This window comes from Erwinia sp. BNK-24-b (assembly GCF_047456155.1).
In the GTDB taxonomy this organism is placed as follows: Bacteria; Pseudomonadota; Gammaproteobacteria; order Enterobacterales; family Enterobacteriaceae; genus Erwinia; species Erwinia phyllosphaerae.
In genome coordinates this window covers 3,459,706-3,475,550 of sequence record NZ_CP179901.1, presented here as the reverse complement: position 1 = coordinate 3,475,550, position 15,845 = coordinate 3,459,706, and the positions used below count along the sequence as shown (strand labels likewise).

Annotated in this window: 16 protein-coding genes and 1 other RNA gene; 9 read left to right on the top strand and 8 right to left on the bottom strand. The window is 53.6% G+C overall.

The features are described 5' to 3' along the window. The first annotated feature begins 63 nt into the window (after positions 1 to 63). The 4 genes from ACMGGR_RS15915 (at position 64) to amtB (ending at position 5,515) form a co-directional block, all read left to right on the top strand. Positions 64 to 1,839: a SmdA family multidrug ABC transporter permease/ATP-binding protein gene (locus ACMGGR_RS15915; RefSeq protein WP_246758567.1), complete on the top strand. Its 1,776-nt coding sequence runs from the start codon at positions 64 to 66 to the stop codon at positions 1,837 to 1,839. Continuing rightward, entirely contained in the window at positions 1,826 to 3,580 is a 1,755-nt protein-coding gene (locus ACMGGR_RS15910) for a SmdB family multidrug efflux ABC transporter permease/ATP-binding protein (RefSeq protein ID WP_246758568.1), read from the top strand. Before ACMGGR_RS15915 ends, ACMGGR_RS15910 begins: the two co-directional genes overlap by 14 nt. A gap of 275 nt (positions 3,581 to 3,855) precedes the next feature. Continuing rightward, the gene (glnK, locus tag ACMGGR_RS15905; protein WP_007886947.1) at positions 3,856 to 4,194 is read left to right on the top strand and encodes a P-II family nitrogen regulator; all 339 of its coding nucleotides are present in this window, start codon (positions 3,856 to 3,858) and stop codon (positions 4,192 to 4,194) included. 34 nt (positions 4,195 to 4,228) lie between these two features. Further along, positions 4,229 to 5,515 carry an ammonium transporter AmtB gene (gene amtB, locus ACMGGR_RS15900; protein ID WP_246758569.1) on the top strand — a complete coding sequence of 429 codons (1,287 nt, stop codon included), beginning with the start codon at positions 4,229 to 4,231 and terminating at the stop codon, positions 5,513 to 5,515. A gap of 40 nt (positions 5,516 to 5,555) precedes the next feature. Here the strand turns inward: amtB and tesB are convergent, their stop codons facing one another. Then, positions 5,556 to 6,416 carry an acyl-CoA thioesterase II gene (gene tesB, locus ACMGGR_RS15895; protein ID WP_414147311.1) on the bottom strand — a complete coding sequence of 287 codons (861 nt, stop codon included), beginning with the start codon at positions 6,414 to 6,416 and terminating at the stop codon, positions 5,556 to 5,558. A gap of 217 nt (positions 6,417 to 6,633) precedes the next feature. On the opposite strand from tesB, the gene ACMGGR_RS15890 reads away from it, so the two are divergent. Further along, on the top strand, positions 6,634 to 7,191 hold the full coding sequence (locus tag ACMGGR_RS15890) for a YbaY family lipoprotein (protein WP_246758571.1): 558 nt from the start codon (positions 6,634 to 6,636) through the stop codon (positions 7,189 to 7,191). 29 nt (positions 7,192 to 7,220) lie between these two features. Here the strand turns inward: ACMGGR_RS15890 and ACMGGR_RS15885 are convergent, their stop codons facing one another. Then, complete coding sequence (locus ACMGGR_RS15885; protein ID WP_246758573.1) at positions 7,221 to 7,532, bottom strand: MGMT family protein; 312 nt, start codon at positions 7,530 to 7,532, stop codon at positions 7,221 to 7,223. Between the two features lie 207 nt (positions 7,533 to 7,739). Here ACMGGR_RS15885 and ffs point away from each other — a divergent pair. Continuing rightward, positions 7,740 to 7,836, top strand: an RNA gene (gene ffs / locus ACMGGR_RS15880) — signal recognition particle sRNA small type. Between the two features lie 45 nt (positions 7,837 to 7,881). Here ffs and ACMGGR_RS15875 read toward each other — a convergent pair. The 3 genes from ACMGGR_RS15875 to ACMGGR_RS15865 form a co-directional block, all read right to left on the bottom strand. Then, complete coding sequence (locus ACMGGR_RS15875; protein ID WP_125288446.1) at positions 7,882 to 8,100, bottom strand: HHA domain-containing protein; 219 nt, start codon at positions 8,098 to 8,100, stop codon at positions 7,882 to 7,884. Between the two features lie 28 nt (positions 8,101 to 8,128). Next, positions 8,129 to 8,509 carry an Hha toxicity modulator TomB gene (tomB, locus tag ACMGGR_RS15870; protein WP_246758575.1) on the bottom strand — a complete coding sequence of 127 codons (381 nt, stop codon included), beginning with the start codon at positions 8,507 to 8,509 and terminating at the stop codon, positions 8,129 to 8,131. Positions 8,510 to 8,653: 144 nt separating this feature from the next. Beyond that, positions 8,654 to 9,007 (bottom strand): hypothetical protein, encoded by a 354-nt coding sequence (locus ACMGGR_RS15865; protein WP_246758576.1) that lies wholly within the window; start codon positions 9,005 to 9,007, stop codon positions 8,654 to 8,656. Positions 9,008 to 9,429: 422 nt separating this feature from the next. Between ACMGGR_RS15865 and ACMGGR_RS15860 the strand changes: the two genes are divergently transcribed. Genes ACMGGR_RS15860 through ACMGGR_RS15850 form a run of 3 tightly spaced genes read left to right on the top strand, consistent with a single transcriptional unit; the run spans position 9,430 to position 11,833 of the window. Next, positions 9,430 to 10,089: a metal ABC transporter ATP-binding protein gene (locus tag ACMGGR_RS15860; RefSeq protein ID WP_414147310.1), complete on the top strand. Its 660-nt coding sequence runs from the start codon at positions 9,430 to 9,432 to the stop codon at positions 10,087 to 10,089. After that, the gene (locus ACMGGR_RS15855) at positions 10,086 to 10,958 is read left to right on the top strand and encodes a metal ABC transporter permease (protein WP_414147309.1); all 873 of its coding nucleotides are present in this window, start codon (positions 10,086 to 10,088) and stop codon (positions 10,956 to 10,958) included. Before ACMGGR_RS15860 ends, ACMGGR_RS15855 begins: the two co-directional genes overlap by 4 nt. Further along, positions 10,955 to 11,833, top strand: a complete 879-nt coding sequence (locus ACMGGR_RS15850) for a metal ABC transporter substrate-binding protein (RefSeq protein WP_414147308.1) — start codon at positions 10,955 to 10,957, stop codon at positions 11,831 to 11,833. The genes ACMGGR_RS15855 and ACMGGR_RS15850 overlap by 4 nt, the downstream gene beginning before the upstream one ends. 150 nt (positions 11,834 to 11,983) lie before the next feature. Here the strand turns inward: ACMGGR_RS15850 and ykgO are convergent, their stop codons facing one another. The 3 genes from ykgO to ACMGGR_RS15835 form a co-directional block, all read right to left on the bottom strand. Then, positions 11,984 to 12,124 carry a type B 50S ribosomal protein L36 gene (gene ykgO / locus ACMGGR_RS15845; protein ID WP_246758582.1) on the bottom strand — a complete coding sequence of 47 codons (141 nt, stop codon included), beginning with the start codon at positions 12,122 to 12,124 and terminating at the stop codon, positions 11,984 to 11,986. A gap of 9 nt (positions 12,125 to 12,133) precedes the next feature. Continuing rightward, a complete protein-coding gene (locus tag ACMGGR_RS15840) occupies positions 12,134 to 12,382 on the bottom strand; it encodes a type B 50S ribosomal protein L31 (protein WP_246758583.1) in 249 nt (82 codons plus the stop codon). 305 nt (positions 12,383 to 12,687) lie between these two features. Further along, the gene (locus tag ACMGGR_RS15835) at positions 12,688 to 15,831 is read right to left on the bottom strand and encodes an efflux RND transporter permease subunit (RefSeq protein WP_246758584.1); all 3,144 of its coding nucleotides are present in this window, start codon (positions 15,829 to 15,831) and stop codon (positions 12,688 to 12,690) included. Between the last annotated feature and the right edge of the window lie 14 nt (positions 15,832 to 15,845).

The window sequence follows — 15,845 nt, the reverse complement described above, 5'->3', positions numbered from 1 at the left end:
ATAAATAGACTGGCGCTCCTGTTCAGGTAAAGCGCCTGCCCAAACTTAACCAGGACGTTTATTGTGCGACTTTTTAGCCAATTGAGCTGGTACTTTTTACGCGAGTGGCGACGCTACCTTGGGGCCGTTTTTCTGCTGATCGTCATTGCCATCCTGCAGCTTCTGCCGCCGAAAATAGTCGGGACCGTCGTTGATGGCATCTCCCATCAGCAAATGAGCGGGCCACGCCTGATGATGTGGATTGGCGTAATGCTGCTGACGGCCGTGGTGGTCTACCTGCTGCGCTATGTCTGGCGCGTGCTGCTGTTCGGGGCTTCTTATCAGCTGGCCGTCGAGCTTCGCCAGGATTTTTACCGCCAGCTTAGCCGCCAGCATCCTGAATTTTATCTGCGGCATCGTACCGGGGATCTTATCGCCCGCGCCACCAATGACGTGGACCGCGTCGTTTTTGCTGCCGGAGAGGGCGTACTGACGCTGGTTGATTCACTGGTGATGGGGCTGGCGGTACTGATAGTGATGAGCACCCAGATTAGCTGGCAGCTAACGCTGCTGGCGCTACTGCCGATGCCGGTTATGGCTATCGTCATCAAACGTTATGGTGACCAGCTGCATCACCGGTTTAAGGATGCTCAGGCCGCGTTTTCCTCCCTTAACGACCGTACGCAGGAGAGCCTGACCAGTATCCGCATGATCAAGGCGTTTGGCCTGGAAAACCATCAGTCCGCTCAGTTTGCTGATATCGCACGCGATACCGGACAAAAAAACCTGCGCGTGGCCCGCATCGATGCCCGTTTCGATCCCACTATCTATATTGCCATTGGCTTATCGAACCTGCTGGCGATTGGCGGCGGCAGCTGGCTGGTCTGGCACGGCAACATGACGCTGGGCCAGCTGACCAGCTTTGTTATGTACCTGGGGCTGATGATCTGGCCCATGCTGGCCCTTGCCTGGATGTTTAATATCGTCGAGCGCGGCAGTGCGGCCTGGAGCCGTATCCGCGCGCTGCTGTCTGAAGCACCCGCCGTTGAAGATGGCAGCAAAACGCTGCCGGAAGAGCGCGGACAGCTGCAAATCGCCATTCGTGAGTTCTGCTATCCCGGTGCGCAACAGCCTTCGCTACGGCACGTTAACGTTAATCTTAAGCCCGGCCAGATGCTGGGACTGTGCGGCCCAACGGGATCCGGGAAAAGCACGTTGCTGAGCCTGATCCAGCGCCACTTTGATATTGCGCAGGGCGATATTCGCTATCACGGTATTCCCCTTACGCAGCTGCGGCTGGACAGCTGGCGCAGCCGGATGGCCGTGGTCAGCCAGACGCCGTTTTTGTTTTCCGATACCGTAGCGAACAATATTGCGCTCGGGCGTCCTGCGGCCCAGCAAAGCGATATTGAAAAAGCGGCAAGGCTGGCCAATGTCCATGAAGATATACTGCGGCTGCCGCAGGGCTACGAGACGGAAGTAGGCGAGCGCGGCGTGATGCTTTCCGGCGGCCAGAAGCAGCGTATTTCGATAGCCAGGGCTTTGTTACTGAACGCCGAGATTTTGATTCTGGACGATGCGCTTTCAGCGGTTGATGGGCGTACGGAGCACCAGATTTTGCATAATTTAAGGAAATGGGGCGCGGGCAGAACCGTGATTATCAGCGCCCATCGCCTCTCTGCGCTAACGGAAGCCAGCGAGATCCTGGTGATGCAACAGGGGACGGTGGCGCAGCGCGGCCAGCACGGCGCGCTGCTGGAACAGCAAGGCTGGTATCAGGATATGTATCGTTACCAGCAGCTGGAAGCCGCACTGGACGAGGATGATATTGAGAAAGGGGTACCGCATGGCGAATCTTAATCAGCTCTGGCCGACGCTCAGGCGTCTGCTGAGCTATGGCTCGCCGTGGCGTAAGTCGCTTGGTCTGGCGGTACTGCTGCTGTGGATAGCCGCCGCGGCTGAAGTGCTCGGGCCGGTACTGGTCAGCTATTTTATTGACAATATGGTGGCTAAACACCATATGCCGTTTGGCCTGGTCGCTGGCCTGGCGGTAAGTTTCATTCTGCTGCAGGCGCTGGCTGCTGCGCTGCACTACTGGCAGGCGTTGCTATTTAACGAAGCTGCCGTTGGCGTCGTGCAGCGCTTGCGTACGGACGTAATGGACGCCGCGCTGCGCCAGCCGCTTGGCGCTTTTGATACCCAGCCGGTTGGGCAAATTATCTCACGCGTGACCAACGATACCGAGGTGGTTCGCGATCTTTACGTTACCGTTGTGGCAACGGTACTGCGCAGCGCGGCGCTGATTGGCGCAATGCTGGTGGCAATGTTTAGCCTGGACTGGCGTATGGCGCTGGTTGCCATCACTATTTTTCCGGCCGTCATAGCCGTAATGCTGATCTACCAACGCTACAGCACGCCGATTGTACGGCGCGTGCGCAGCTATCTGGCCGATATCAATAATGGCTTTAACGAAGTCATTAACGGCATGAGCGTTATCCAACAGTTTCGCCAGCAGGCGCGCTTCGGCGAACGGATGAACGAGGCCAGCCGCTCGCACTATCTGGCCAGAATGGAAACGCTGCGGCTGGATGGCTTCCTCCTGCGACCGCTCCTCAGCCTTTTTTCCGCGCTGATCCTTTGTGGGTTAATGATGCTGTTTGGCTTTTCCGCTAACGGCACGTTCGAAGTAGGCGTGCTGTACGCTTTTATCAGCTATCTTGGCAGGCTGAATGAGCCTCTGATTGAACTCACTACGCAGCAATCAATGTTGCAGCAGGCGGTCGTCGCTGGCGAACGTATTTTCGAACTGATGGATGCGCCTCGCCAGCGCTACGGACAGGATATCCGGCCGCTGGCATCCGGGCGTATTACCATCGATAACCTGAGCTTCGCCTACCGTGGCGATCGTAACGTGCTTACCGATATTACTCTGGAAGTGCCTTCGCGTAGCTTCGTCGCGCTGGTCGGGCACACTGGCAGCGGCAAAAGCACGCTGGCTAATCTGCTGATGGGCTACTATCCGGTGAGTAAGGGAGAGATCAGGCTGGACGACAGGCCGCTGGCTTCGCTTAGCCACAGCGTGCTGCGTCAGGGCGTAGCGATGGTACAGCAGGATCCTGTGGTGCTGGCAGATACGTTTTTTGCGAACGTCGCGCTGGGGCGGGAGATTAGCGAAGAAGCCGTCTGGCAGGCGCTGGAGACGGTACAGCTGGCGGGGCTGGCGCGCTCGCTGTCAGCGGGGATTTATACCCGCCTTGGGGAACAGGGGAACAACCTTTCCGTTGGGCAAAAGCAGCTGTTGGCGATGGCTCGCGTCCTGGTGGCTTCGCCGCAGATTCTGATCCTTGATGAAGCGACGGCCAACATAGATTCCGGCACCGAGCAGGCCATTCAGAAAGCGCTACAGGCTGTGCGTAAACAGACCACGCTGGTGGTTATTGCACATCGGCTTTCAACGATTACCGAAGCTGACACCATTCTGGTGCTGCATCGTGGGCAGGCAGCGGAGCAGGGTAACCATCAGCAGCTGCTTGAGAAGAAGGGACGCTACTGGCAGATGTATCAGCTACAGCTGGTGGGTGAGGAGCTCGAGGAAGCGTAATGCCAGCGCTGGCCGCTTCGCTGCACTAAAAGCAGGCGGCCACCAGAAAAGAAACGGCGTTTTGCACAACGCTGACGCGCGACGCACCTTTATGGTGCGTTTTTTTTATGCGCTATGCTCAATGGGTCAAGCCGCGCGGTTTATTACAGCCGTGCGTACGCGCCGCCCGTTCATTTTACGGCCTGTCACGCCGCTTTTATATTTATGGCACAGCCTTTGCTTTAATCACTTCGTGTAGGGTGGAACAACCGTTTTCTTTGCCTGGAGGGGATCGTATGAAGCTGGTTACCGTGGTAATCAAACCGTTTAAATTAGAAGATGTGCGAGAAGCACTCTCTTCTATTGGCATTCAGGGATTGACCGTAACTGAAGTTAAAGGGTTTGGTCGCCAGAAAGGCCATGCCGAGCTTTACCGCGGCGCTGAGTACAGCGTGAACTTCCTGCCAAAAGTCAAAATCGATATCGCCATCGCCGACGATCAGCTGGATGAAGTAGTTGATGTCATTAGCAAAGCTGCCTACACCGGCAAAATTGGCGACGGTAAAATTTTTGTCGCTGAACTGCAGCGGGTTATCCGGATTCGCACGGGCGAAACGGACGAAGCCGCACTGTAATCTCCAGGCTACGAATTGTGATGGGATGGAATAAATGAAAAAAATGACTAAGTTTGGCCTTGCCAGCTTCTGCCTGTTACCTTCGCTTGCGATGGCGGCGACCCCGGCCGTGGCGGATAAAGCGGATAACGCCTTTATGATGATTTGCACCGCTCTGGTGCTGTTTATGACCCTACCCGGCATCGCGCTTTTTTACGGCGGATTAATCCGCGCTAAAAACGTTCTCTCTATGCTGACCCAGGTTTCGGTGACTTTTGCGATGGTTTGCGTCCTCTGGATGCTATACGGCTACTCGCTGGCATTCAGTGCAGGTAACGCCTTTTTTGGCGATTTCAGCATGGCGATGTTAAAAAATATTCAGCTAACCGCGCTGGTCGGCACGTTTTATCAATATATCCACGTTTCTTTCCAGGCTTCTTTTGCCTGTATCACCGTGGGGCTTATCGTCGGCGCGCTTGCTGAACGTATTCGCTTCTCGGCGGTACTGATTTTTGTGGCAATCTGGGTCACTTTTTCTTACCTGCCGATTGCCCACATGGTCTGGTCTGGCGGTCTGCTGGCGCAGGATGGCGCGCTGGACTTCGCGGGCGGAACGGTTGTGCACATCAACGCGGCCGTTGCCGGTCTGGTGGGCGCTTACATGATCGGCAAGCGTGCCGGTTTCGGCAAAGAAGCTTTTAAACCACATAACCTGCCTATGGTCTTTACCGGTACGGCAATCCTGTATGTGGGCTGGTTTGGCTTTAACGCTGGTTCAGCAAGCGCAGCAAACGAAATTGCGGCGCTGGCCTTTTTAAATACCGTTATGGCGACGGCTGGTGCGATGCTCAGCTGGACCTTCGGCGAGTGGGCGCTGCGCGGCAAGCCTTCGCTGCTGGGCGTTTGCTCTGGCGCTATTGCAGGTCTGGTTGCTATCACTCCGGCCTGCGGCTACGTTGGCGTAGGCGGCGCGCTGGTAATTGGTCTTATTGGCGGCCTGGCAGGATTATGGGGCGTGACGGTACTGAAAAAATGGCTGCGCGTTGATGACCCTTGTGACGTATTCGGCGTGCACGGCGTCTGCGGTATTGTTGGCTGTATTCTTACCGGGATCTTTGCTTCCTCTTCGCTGGGCGGCGTCGGCTACGCTTCTGGCGTCACCATGGGGCATCAGGTTTGGGTACAGCTTTACAGCGTAGGCATCACCATTGTCTGGACTGGCGTCGTTGCTTTTGTCGGCTTTAAAGTAGCAGATATGACGGTAGGACTGCGCGTTCCGGAAGATCACGAGCGCGAGGGACTGGACGTTAATAGCCACGGCGAGAACGCCTATAACCAGTAACAGGCAAACGGCTCCGTTCAGGAGCCGTTTCTTTATGCCGCTACTGACGTAATCGTATGACGCCTTCCTGCACCGTAGAGGCTACCAGCACGCCTTCCTGAGTATAAAACTCTCCGCGCACAAAACCTCTGGCACTGGATGCAGAAGTACTTTCCACGCTGTACAGCAACCACTGGTTCAGATCGAAAGGGCGGTGGAACCACATTGAATGATCGATAGTGGCAACCTGCATGCCAGGCTCCAGAAAACCTTTACCGTGCGGCTGTAACGCAACGGGTAAGAAGTTAAAATCGGAAGCGTAGCCCAGCAGATATTGATGAATACGTTTATCATCCGGCATTGGACCGTTAGCGCGGATCCAGACGTGGCGCGCCGGTTCATCAACGTGCCCCTTCAGCGGATTGTGAAACTTAACCGGACGGATTTCGAAAGGTTTTTCCGACAGAAACTTTTCTCGCGCTTTTTCAGGAATAAAGTGTGAAAGCTGTTTAGCAATTTCACCTTCTGCCGGCAGGTTATCCGGCCCTGCGACCTGCGGCATTGGCTTTTGATGTTCAAAGCCGCTCTCAGGAGCCTGGAAAGAGGCCGTCATATAGAAAATAGGGTGACCGTTTTGTATCGCGCTGACCCGGCGTGCGCTAAAACTCTGGCCATCACGGAGCGTTTCTACATCATAAATAATGGCTTTCTGGCTGTCGCCAGGCCGTAAAAAATAGCTGTGGAAAGAGTGAATGATGCGTTCAGCGGGAACGGTCTGCTTGGCGGCGTAGAGTGCCTGGCCAACAACCTGACCGCCAAATACCTGGCGCAGGCCCAGGTCTTCACTCTGACCGCGAAACAAACCTTCTTCCAGTTTTTCCAGATTCAATAAATTTAACAGGTCATGTAGTGCCTGACTCATTGCGGCTTCCTCAGTGAACGAACTTATTTCAGTTTGCGAAACCAGGTACGCTGTCGTCAACGTTCCGGCAAAATATTCTGCCCCTTTAATGACTTGTTATCCTGCCCGGAGGCGAAAATCGCTAACCTGTGCCAGACTTAGGGCTTACGAGACAGCTTTTCTCTGTCTCTTTCGGTTAAGTCATCACTTTGGCATTGATCATAAGGAGAATAAATCAATGAAATTTTGGCCTGTACTGACCGGCGCCGCTCTGGCGGTTGCGCTTTCCGGATGTGCTGATAAAGGTAGAGATGTGCCAACAGCAACGCTGGCTTCAAAAGTAGCGGGGGAATCCACCACGCTTCGTCAGCCGAACGTCAGCGGATCTGTTTATATTCGTCAGAAAATTATGCTGCCGCCAAAAGCCTCGTTAACCGTAACGCTCTCCGATGCTTCCGTGGCTAACGCGCCGTCTAAAGTTATTTCCCAACGCGTGGTATTGACCGACGGCAAACAGGCACCTTTCAGGTTTATCCTGCCGTTTAATCCAGCCGATATCCAGCCAAACGCCCGCATTCTGCTGAGTGCTGCCGTAGTGGTGGATGGCAAAGTGGTTATGAATACCGAATCGGTTAAAACCGTTATTACTGACGGAGGAACAAAGCAGGACCTGACGCTGGTTCCTGTGGTTTCAACGCCGTTACCAACGTTGCCAGGCCCGGCAACGACGCTGCCTTCGACTTCACCTACCCAGGTAAGTCCGTCGTCATCGGTTCCTGCGCCAACTTCGCTGTAATCGTTGCTTACCGCCCCTGCCGGGGCGGTTTATCCCTGCCAGCGATAGCGTTCAAGCGCGATTTTTCCGCTGCTGTCGACCTCGACGCCCTCAGCCAGCAGAGCATTACGCTGTCGATCCAGATCGCTACCTTTTAGCGAGATTTCACCAGAACGATTAATTACCCGATGCCAGGGCAGACGGCTGCCTGCGGGCAATCTTTTTAGCACGCCGCCAACCTGACGTGCCGCACGTGGCGATCCTGCAAGGCGAGCCACATCGCCATAGGTAGTTACTTTCCCGGTGGGGATAGCGGCCACAATCTGCCAGATCCGCTGTTGAAAGGTATCTTGTTCAGTCACGAGTGCTCCTTTGCCTGCCATACAGTAGCCCGAAGCAGCCGGAAGCGGAAATGAATGCCTGCAAAAAGTGCAGTAAAAAGGGAGCGGGGCGGTAAAAAAGCGGGTTTTGTGCAAGAAAACAACGGTCGTCCGCCCTGGGGTTGCAATTGCCGGGGGGTTCATTGATAATGCCCTCGCTCCATAACATGGAGCCGTCAATGGGGGCCCGGTTGGTTCTCCCGCAACGCTAACTTGTGAACTCGGTCAGATCCGGAAGGAAGCAGCCGCAGCAGGTGACGCGTGTGCCGGGATGTAGCTGGCAGGGCCCCCACCCAATTCTTCCCGTGAATCCCCTGCCGCTCTCATTAAATTAACGTACGAACTTCCAGACAGAAACCGGTACTTTATCGTAAAGCTTATTCATCGTCAGCTCAGCCAGGCGATGGTCAGCAGCAGAATAAAAGACCGCCAGTTCATTATCAGATAATTCGTATTTATTTTTTTCGATAACGCGTTCGAGCGTGTCAATTGAACGGCATCGTCTTAAACGCATCAGATAATCAGTTTTAGTCAGAAGTTTATCTGTCATTATTAAACCATTGAGAAAATAAAAGTTACTAAAATGAATGGCTTGCTTGTGCGGTGACAACAGCACATTCCTCTATGAAAACATTGAAGAGCCGTTTGGCTGATTTTTGCCAGCGATGAAGATCCTGAACGTTAATGCCGTAATTACTAAAAAGCATGAACGTATCATCCAGATATTCATCAATCTGGCTAATCAGGTCGCTATCTTCAATATGCTTGATTTTGTAATTCATGGTAAAAGCAGCAATATGCTCGATAAGGTCATTGAGCTGCAGGTTAATTGCTGAAGTAGGATCGTTGACCCAGCCGTGGTGGCTGTCACCTAACGTGGCCAGACTTTCATCATACAGGTTTTCACACAAAAATTTCAGCTGGGCAATATCATGCCTTTTCGGTGAGTATTCGTCCATCTTTTTCCCCTCCATAGCGAGTGAAAAATGGTATGTCACGGGCTTTCCAGCCGTGACGAGCCAGGAAGTGATGCTGAATTTCGTTCAGACAGTATAAATAAAGACGATCCTTTTAAGCGCTATATTTAATGCTATTACTTAAAACTAGAGTTCATCGGCAGCGGTTGCTTGTTCCGTGTCGATAAAGTCAAAAATTAATGCACCATGTTGATGCACAAAATTTACCGACTGGACGGTTGTTTCATCCGCATCTATATCCAGACAGGCATTAAAGACGTTCCAGCGAAAGCTATAAGTCATCTTGTAGCCTGACTCACTCATTTGTTCAACAGAAATAATTTTTAAAGTTTCGGGAACATATCGCGCATTTTGTGAATACCATAACAGAGAGCCGGTTAGCTCATCTTCTATTTCAGGCAGGCTCTGCTGAATAATAGCAATCAGCTCGCTGCTGTTTGCTGCATTAACGGCAGAAGAGACGGTAATACTTTTGCGCATTTTTTCTCCACTGGGTTAATAATTACTTATAAAGATCATCGGCACTAATAGAGAAATAATCAAGGTGCTGAAAATGATAAATAACTATCTTAATGATTTATCAGTTAATTATTTTAGTAGAGAAAACCTTTTTCTGCGACAGTAAAACCCTTTTAAGTTGAATTATTTTTATATAACACCTTATCGCTTCGTTAAGTCCCTTCTGAAATAATCCGATACATTTTTATCCTGCGCCGCTTCAGCAGACGTCATATGCTAGTGTTATGTTATAACATAATAGATATCACGCTTATGGCTTTTCCGCATTTTACCCCACGGCATACGCTGTTTACTCACTCGGCCAGTGCCCGTCTTCTGTTAGCGACAGTGGCCACGCTTTTGCTCTGCGCCTCTACTTATTGGGCGATATCCTGATGATAAATATGGTTAATTTAGAGGCGGGTTATCAGGGGCGCGCCGTCACCCCCTTATTGAATGGCGTTTTCCACCAGGGTTCGATGACCGCTTTGGTTGGCGCTAACGGCTGCGGCAAATCTACGTTTCTCAAAACGCTGGCCGGGCTGCTTCCGCCCGTAGCAGGGCATATTACGCCAGCCCGCTCGCAGCTGGATATGGCCTGGCTTCCGCAACAGTCGGAAATTGAAAAAAACTTTCCGCTTAGCGTCTTTGATCTGGTAGCCATGGGCTGCTGGCGGCAGTGCGGCTGGTTCGGCGGGATCACCCGTCAGATGAGGCAGAAAATCATAGCGGCGCTGCATCAGGTTAATATGCAGGATTTCGCCACAGCGCAGCCTGCCACGCTTTCCGGCGGCCAGCTTCAGCGCGTGTTGTTTGCCAGATTGCTGGTACAGGATGCTTCGCTTTTGCTGTTGGACGAGCCTTTTACCGGCATCGATACCGCGACCACCGAACTTCTGCTTGCGCTACTGACTGCAAGACACCGGGCAGGCTGCACCATGATTGTGGTGCTACACGATAAGACTATGGTCGATCGGTTTTTCCCACAAACGCTGCGATTCACTACAGATTGTGCCGAATGGTCAGAAAATAATCCTCAGGTAATGAAGCGGGAGTCAGCATGATCCAGGCGCTTATCCATCCTTTTATTGAATTTGGTTTTATGCGCCGCGCGCTGGTGGCATGCGTAGCACTCTCGCTCAGCGCTACGCCGCTTGGCGTATTTCTTCTGTTACGCAGGATGAGCCTGGTAGGCGATGCGCTTTCCCATGCGGTTCTGCCCGGTGCCGCCATTGGCTACCTTATTTCCGGGCTTTCGCTGGTGGCTATGGGCGTGGGCGGCGTGATTGCTGGTTTGACCGTCGCTTTACTTTCCGGTGCGGTAAGCCGCTATACGCCGCTGCGTGAAGATGCCAGCTTTGCCGGATTTTATCTGGGATCGCTGGCGCTGGGCGTCACGCTGGTTTCGCTACGCGGCTCCAGCGTCGATCTGCTACACGTCCTGTTTGGCTCTTTACTGGCCGTAGATAACCCGTCAATTCTGCTGGTCAGCGCTATCTCTTCCGTGACGTTGCTGGCGCTGGCGCTGATTTATCGTCCGCTGGTTATCGATGCTTTCGATCCCACCTTTCTACGCGCGCAAAACCGCTGGACTGCGCCGCTGGTGCACGGCGTTTTTTTGGTACTGGTCGTCACCAACCTGGTGGCGGGTTTCCAGGTCCTGGGCACGCTGATGTGCGTGGGCCTGATGATGTTACCGGCAGCGGCGGCACGTTTCTGGCGTCAGGAACTGCCAGGGATGATCGCCTCTGCCATCATGCTGGCACTGATTGCCAGCCTTAGCGGGCTTACGGCTTCTTTCTATCTAGCGTTGCCTGCTGGCCCGGCCGTGGTGCTCTGCGCCGCTATTCTGTTTTTCATCTCGATTTTAATGGGGCCGTGCGGCGGTATTCTGCGCGCGCGTCCTTTTCTTGTTGGTAAGGAGAAAGTATGAAGAAGTTACCTGTTGTGCTGGCACTGGCAACGCTGTGTGCAACGCCGCTGGCAATGGCAAAGACCCTGGATACGGTAGCCAGCTTTACCGTGCTGGCTGATATCGTCAAACAGATAGGCGGCGACCGTGTGCATGTGAAAAGCCTGGTAGGGCCAAATGGCGATCCGCACAGCTTTGAGCCTACGCCGCAGGATAGCGAGGCGCTGGCAAAGGCAGATGTCGTTTTTGTCAGCGGTCTGGGTCTGGAAGGCTGGATGGATCGCCTGATTTCAGCATCATCATACAAAGGTGAGGTAGTAGTAGCCTCTAAAGGTATTACCACGCGTTCAATGGAAGAAGACGGTAAAAGAATTACCGATCCGCACGCCTGGAACAGCATGAAAAACGGCGAAACCTACGCGACTAACGTAATGAACGCCCTGATTGCGGCCGATCCACAGGATGCCGCTTTATTTCGCCAGCGCGGTGCGGCCTACCTGAGCCAGCTACAAAAACAGGATAAGTGGGCGGCAGACAGCTTTGCCGCGATACCGGCGGCTAAGCGGAAAGTGCTGACCAGCCACGACGCGTTCGGCTATTTTGGTCAGCGTTACGGCGTGACTTTTATGTCGCCAGTCGGCTTTTCTACCGAGTCCGAAGCCAGCGCTTCAGATGTTGCCGGACTGATTACCCAGTTAAAAAACGAGCATATCCACAGCTATTTTATTGAAAATCAGACCGATCCACGTCTGGTTAAACAGATTGCATCGGCGACAGGCGCGCAGCCGGGTGGCGAACTCTATCCAGAGGCGCTGACGGAGAAAGGCGGCGTGGCCGATACCTATATCACTGCCTTCCGCCATAACGTAACGGCCATGCTTAACAGCATGAAATAATAGAAAAGGCGGGCCATTGCTGGTCCGCCTGAGGTCTTTGATAAACGTTTCAGGCCGCGTTCAGGCCAGTAAAGAGCTGTAAAGGCTGAGCGGAACACAGACACGCCGTAAATCCATCCAGGGAGGCTCGTTTGGCACGTCCTGGGCCTGCTATCGCTTTTTCTTGCCGCCCTGTACGGCCTTAAAGCGCGGATTACTTTTACAGATAACAAATACGCGCCCGTGGCGGCGCACGATTTTACAATCTTTATGGCGTTTTCTGGCAGAAGCCAGGGAGTTAAGTACCTGCATGGACTTTCCTTATTTAAAAAAGCGGCCAAAACGCTGGTTAAAGCGATGTGCGCTACCTTCTTTAGCAAACTCTTTCTGCTTGCCGGTGTAGTAAGGATGCGAGGCGGAAGAAACATCCAGTACGACGTAAGGCATGGTTTTACCATCAAGCTCAATGGTGCGATCTGTTTTGATGGTAGAGCCAACGATAAACCAGCTGTCGGCGCTGGTGTCGTGGAAAGCAACGGGTCGATAGGCCGGATGGATATCCTGTTTCATAAAGCACTCCAGATATTGTTACGTTATAACATAACAGCAAGTATGCTCGGCGCGTGACGAAAATGCAATGATAAAAGTTAAAGCCGTATTTACCGTGTAACGGCACGGGCCGGTTAAAAGGCAGCCTGAAAAAAGGGACAGAAGCGATAGCAGCAGGTAAGGGGACGAAACGCGACGGGATGTATACAGGAAGAAGCTGAAGCGACAGCCATAAATACAGACAGGGGAGGGGTTAATAAACGGATGATGCAGCAGATAAAAAAAGAGGCCGCGCTGGCGGCCTCCTGATAAAGCTGAATGCTTAATTAATGGTTCTGTACATCGTGCGGTTCCAGATCTTCCTTGTGTTTACTGAAGCGGCGGCGAACCACCACAAAGAACACGGGTACAAAGAAGATGGCCAGAATAGTCGCTGTCACCATACCGCCCATTACCCCTGTACCTACCGCATTCTGCGCACCGGAACCTGCACCGGTACTGATTGCCAGCGGCAGTACGCCAAGGATAAAGGCCAGCGAGGTCATCAGGATAGGACGAAGACGCATACGTACCGCTTCCAGCGTCGCCTCTATCAGCCCCTTGCCCTCTTTCTCCATCAGATCTTTGGCAAATTCGACGATAAGTATCGCGTTCTTCGCCGACAGACCGATGGTGGTCAACAGCCCAACCACAAAGTACACGTCGTTACTCAGACCGCGCACGGTAGTAAAGAGCAGTGCGCCAATAACGCCCAGCGGTACTACCAGCATGACCGAGAAAGGTATCGACCAGCTTTCATACAGCGCGGCCAGACACAGGAACACCACAATCAGCGAGATTGCGTACAGCGCCGGAGCCTGGTTGCCGGAGAGGCGTTCCTGATAGGACATGCCCGTCCACTCGTAGCCGATGCCCTGAGGCAGTTTAGCAGCCAGCTGTTCCATCAGGTTCATAGCGTCGCCGGAACTCTTGCCCGGTGCGGCCTGCCCCAGGATTTCCATCGACGGCAGACCGTTATAACGCTCCAGACGCGGTGAACCATACTGCCACTTCGCGCTGGCGAAGGAGGAGAACGGCACCATTTCACCGTTGGATGCGCGAACGTACCACTTATCGATGTCGCTCGGCAGCATACGGGAGTCCGCTTTGCCCATGACGTAAACTTTCTTCACGCGACCACGGTCGATAAAGTCGTTAACGTAAGAGCCGCCCCAGGCCGCGCCCAGCGTGGTGTTAATATCAGAAATAGAAACGCCTAACGCTTCCGCCTTCTCCTGATCAATGGTCAGCTTATACTGCGGCGTATCTTCCAGACCGTTTGGACGCATACCGACCAGAATATCCGGATGCTGAGCGGCCATGCCGAGCAGCTGGTTACGCGCGTTGGTCAGCGCTTCATGCCCAAGGTTACCCTGGTCAATCAGCTCGAAGTCAAAGCCGGTTGCGTTACCCAGCTCGATAATCGCCGGCAGGTTGAACGGGATCACCATGGCATCTTTAATCGCGCCGAAAGCCTGCATGGCGCGACCGGCGATACCTTCTACCTTGTTGGCTGCACCGCTGCGCTCATCCCATGGCTTCAGGCTGACGAAGGCGATACCGGTGTTCTGGCCACGACCCGCAAAACCAAAACCGTTAACCGTAAAGACCGAGCGAACGTTATCTTTCTCTTTGGTCAGGAAGTAATCCGTAACCTGGTCGAGCACCTTCTGCGTACGTCCCTGAGTTGCGCCAGCCGGCAGTGAAGCCTGCGCCAGCAGCAGCCCCTGGTCCTCTTCCGGCAGGAAGGAACTTGGCAGCTTAACGAACATCCAGGCCATGCCGACCACAATCACCAGGTAAATCAGCAAATAGCGACCGGTACTGCGGATAATATGGCCGACGCTGTTGGTGTAGTGGTGCGTGCTTTTATCGAACAGGCGGTTAAACCAGCCAAAGAAGCCGGTGGTTTTACCGTGATCGCCTTTCTTAATCGGCTTCAGCAAGGTTGCGCAGAGCGCAGGCGTCAGGATCAACGCCACGATAACCGACAGCACCATTGCGGAAACGATAGTGATCGAGAACTGGCGATAGATAACGCCGGTAGAGCCGCCGAAGAAAGCCATCGGAATAAATACCGCTGACAACACCAGCGCGATACCGACCAGCGCGCCCTGAATCTGCCCCATCGACTTGCGGGTAGCTTCTTTTGGCGGCAGACCTTCTTCCGCCATCACGCGCTCGACGTTTTCCACCACCACGATGGCATCGTCCACCAGCAGGCCTATCGCCAGCACCATCCCGAACATTGTCAGGGTGTTTATCGAATAGCCAAAGGCGCTGATGATAGCGAACGTCCCTAACAGCACCACCGGCACGGCGATCGTTGGGATCAGCGTGGCGCGGAAGTTTTGCAGGAACAGATACATCACGATAAACACCAGCACAATCGCTTCAATCAGGGTCTTAACTACTTCCATGATCGAGATTTTGACGAACGGCGTGGTGTCGTACGGATAAACTACCTTCATGCCTGCCGGGAAGAACGGCTCAAGCTTGCCCAGCTCGGCTTTTACTGCCGCTGCCGTATCCAGCGCGTTAGCGCCGGTAGCCAGCTTGATACCGATACCCGAGGCCGGCTTGCCGTTATAGCGCGCGACGATCTCGTAGTTTTCACCGCCCAGCTCAATTTTCGCGACGTCTTTCAACAGCACGCGAGAACCATCCGTGTTGACCTTCAACAAGATTTTACCGAACTCGTCGGTAGAGGTCAGACGCGTTTGCGCAATGATGGAGGCGTTCAGCTGCTGGCCCGGCACCGGCGGCGAACCACCAAGCTGACCAGCGGCTACCTGGGCGTTCTGCGAGTTAATGGCGCTGATAACGTCAACCGGCGTCAGCTGATAGTTGTTCAGCTTGTGCGGATCCATCCAGATACGCATCGCGTATTGCGCACCAAAGATCTGCGTATCACCCACGCCAAGCGTACGGCTGATAGGATCTTTGATATTCGAGGCGACATAGTCCGCAATATCGTTCTGCGTCATGCTGCCGTCGTCGCTGACGAAACCCGCCACCATCAGGAAGCTGCTGGAGGATTTCTGTACCTGAATACCCTGTTGCTGAACTTCCTGCGGCAGCAGCGGGGTAGCCAGCTGCAGTTTGTTCTGCACCTGAACCTGGGCGATATCCGGATCTGTACCTGACTGGAAGGTCAGGGTCAGCTGTAGCGTACCGGATGAATCACTGTTTGATGACATATACATCAGGCCATCAATACCGTTCATGTTTTGCTCAATAACCTGGGTTACGGAGTCCTGCAGCGTTTTTGCATCGGCACCCGGGTAGGTGGCGCGAATCTGTACGGCCGGTGGCGCAACATTAGGATATTGCTCAATCGGCAGTTTTAGAATCGACAGCACGCCCACCAGCATGATGATGATGGCGATGACCCATGCAAAGATGGGGCGATCGATAAAGAACTTAGCCATGTATCAGCGGCTCC

Bases quoted from the DNA above. Each gene is read 5' to 3' on its own strand.
- ACMGGR_RS15910 (WP_246758568.1), top strand. From the start codon at position 1,826: ATGGCGAATCTTAATCAGCTCTGGCCGACGCTCAGGCGTCTGCTGAGC.
- glnK (WP_007886947.1), top strand. From the start codon at position 3,856: ATGAAGCTGGTTACCGTGGTAATCAAACCGTTTAAATTAGAAGATGTG.
- amtB (WP_246758569.1), top strand. From the start codon at position 4,229: ATGAAAAAAATGACTAAGTTTGGCCTTGCCAGCTTCTGCCTGTTACCT.
- tesB (WP_414147311.1), bottom strand. From the start codon at position 6,416: ATGAGTCAGGCACTACATGACCTGTTAAATTTATTGAATCTGGAAAAA.
- ACMGGR_RS15890 (WP_246758571.1), top strand. From the start codon at position 6,634: ATGAAATTTTGGCCTGTACTGACCGGCGCCGCTCTGGCGGTTGCGCTT.
- ACMGGR_RS15875 (WP_125288446.1), bottom strand. From the start codon at position 8,100: ATGACAGATAAACTTCTGACTAAAACTGATTATCTGATGCGTTTAAGA.
- tomB (WP_246758575.1), bottom strand. From the start codon at position 8,509: ATGGACGAATACTCACCGAAAAGGCATGATATTGCCCAGCTGAAATTT.
- ACMGGR_RS15865 (WP_246758576.1), bottom strand. From the start codon at position 9,007: ATGCGCAAAAGTATTACCGTCTCTTCTGCCGTTAATGCAGCAAACAGC.
- ACMGGR_RS15860 (WP_414147310.1), top strand. From the start codon at position 9,430: ATGGTTAATTTAGAGGCGGGTTATCAGGGGCGCGCCGTCACCCCCTTA.
- ACMGGR_RS15855 (WP_414147309.1), top strand. From the start codon at position 10,086: ATGATCCAGGCGCTTATCCATCCTTTTATTGAATTTGGTTTTATGCGC.
- ACMGGR_RS15850 (WP_414147308.1), top strand. From the start codon at position 10,955: ATGAAGAAGTTACCTGTTGTGCTGGCACTGGCAACGCTGTGTGCAACG.
- ykgO (WP_246758582.1), bottom strand. From the start codon at position 12,124: ATGCAGGTACTTAACTCCCTGGCTTCTGCCAGAAAACGCCATAAAGAT.
- ACMGGR_RS15840 (WP_246758583.1), bottom strand. From the start codon at position 12,382: ATGAAACAGGATATCCATCCGGCCTATCGACCCGTTGCTTTCCACGAC.
- ACMGGR_RS15835 (WP_246758584.1), bottom strand. From the start codon at position 15,831: ATGGCTAAGTTCTTTATCGATCGCCCCATCTTTGCATGGGTCATCGCC.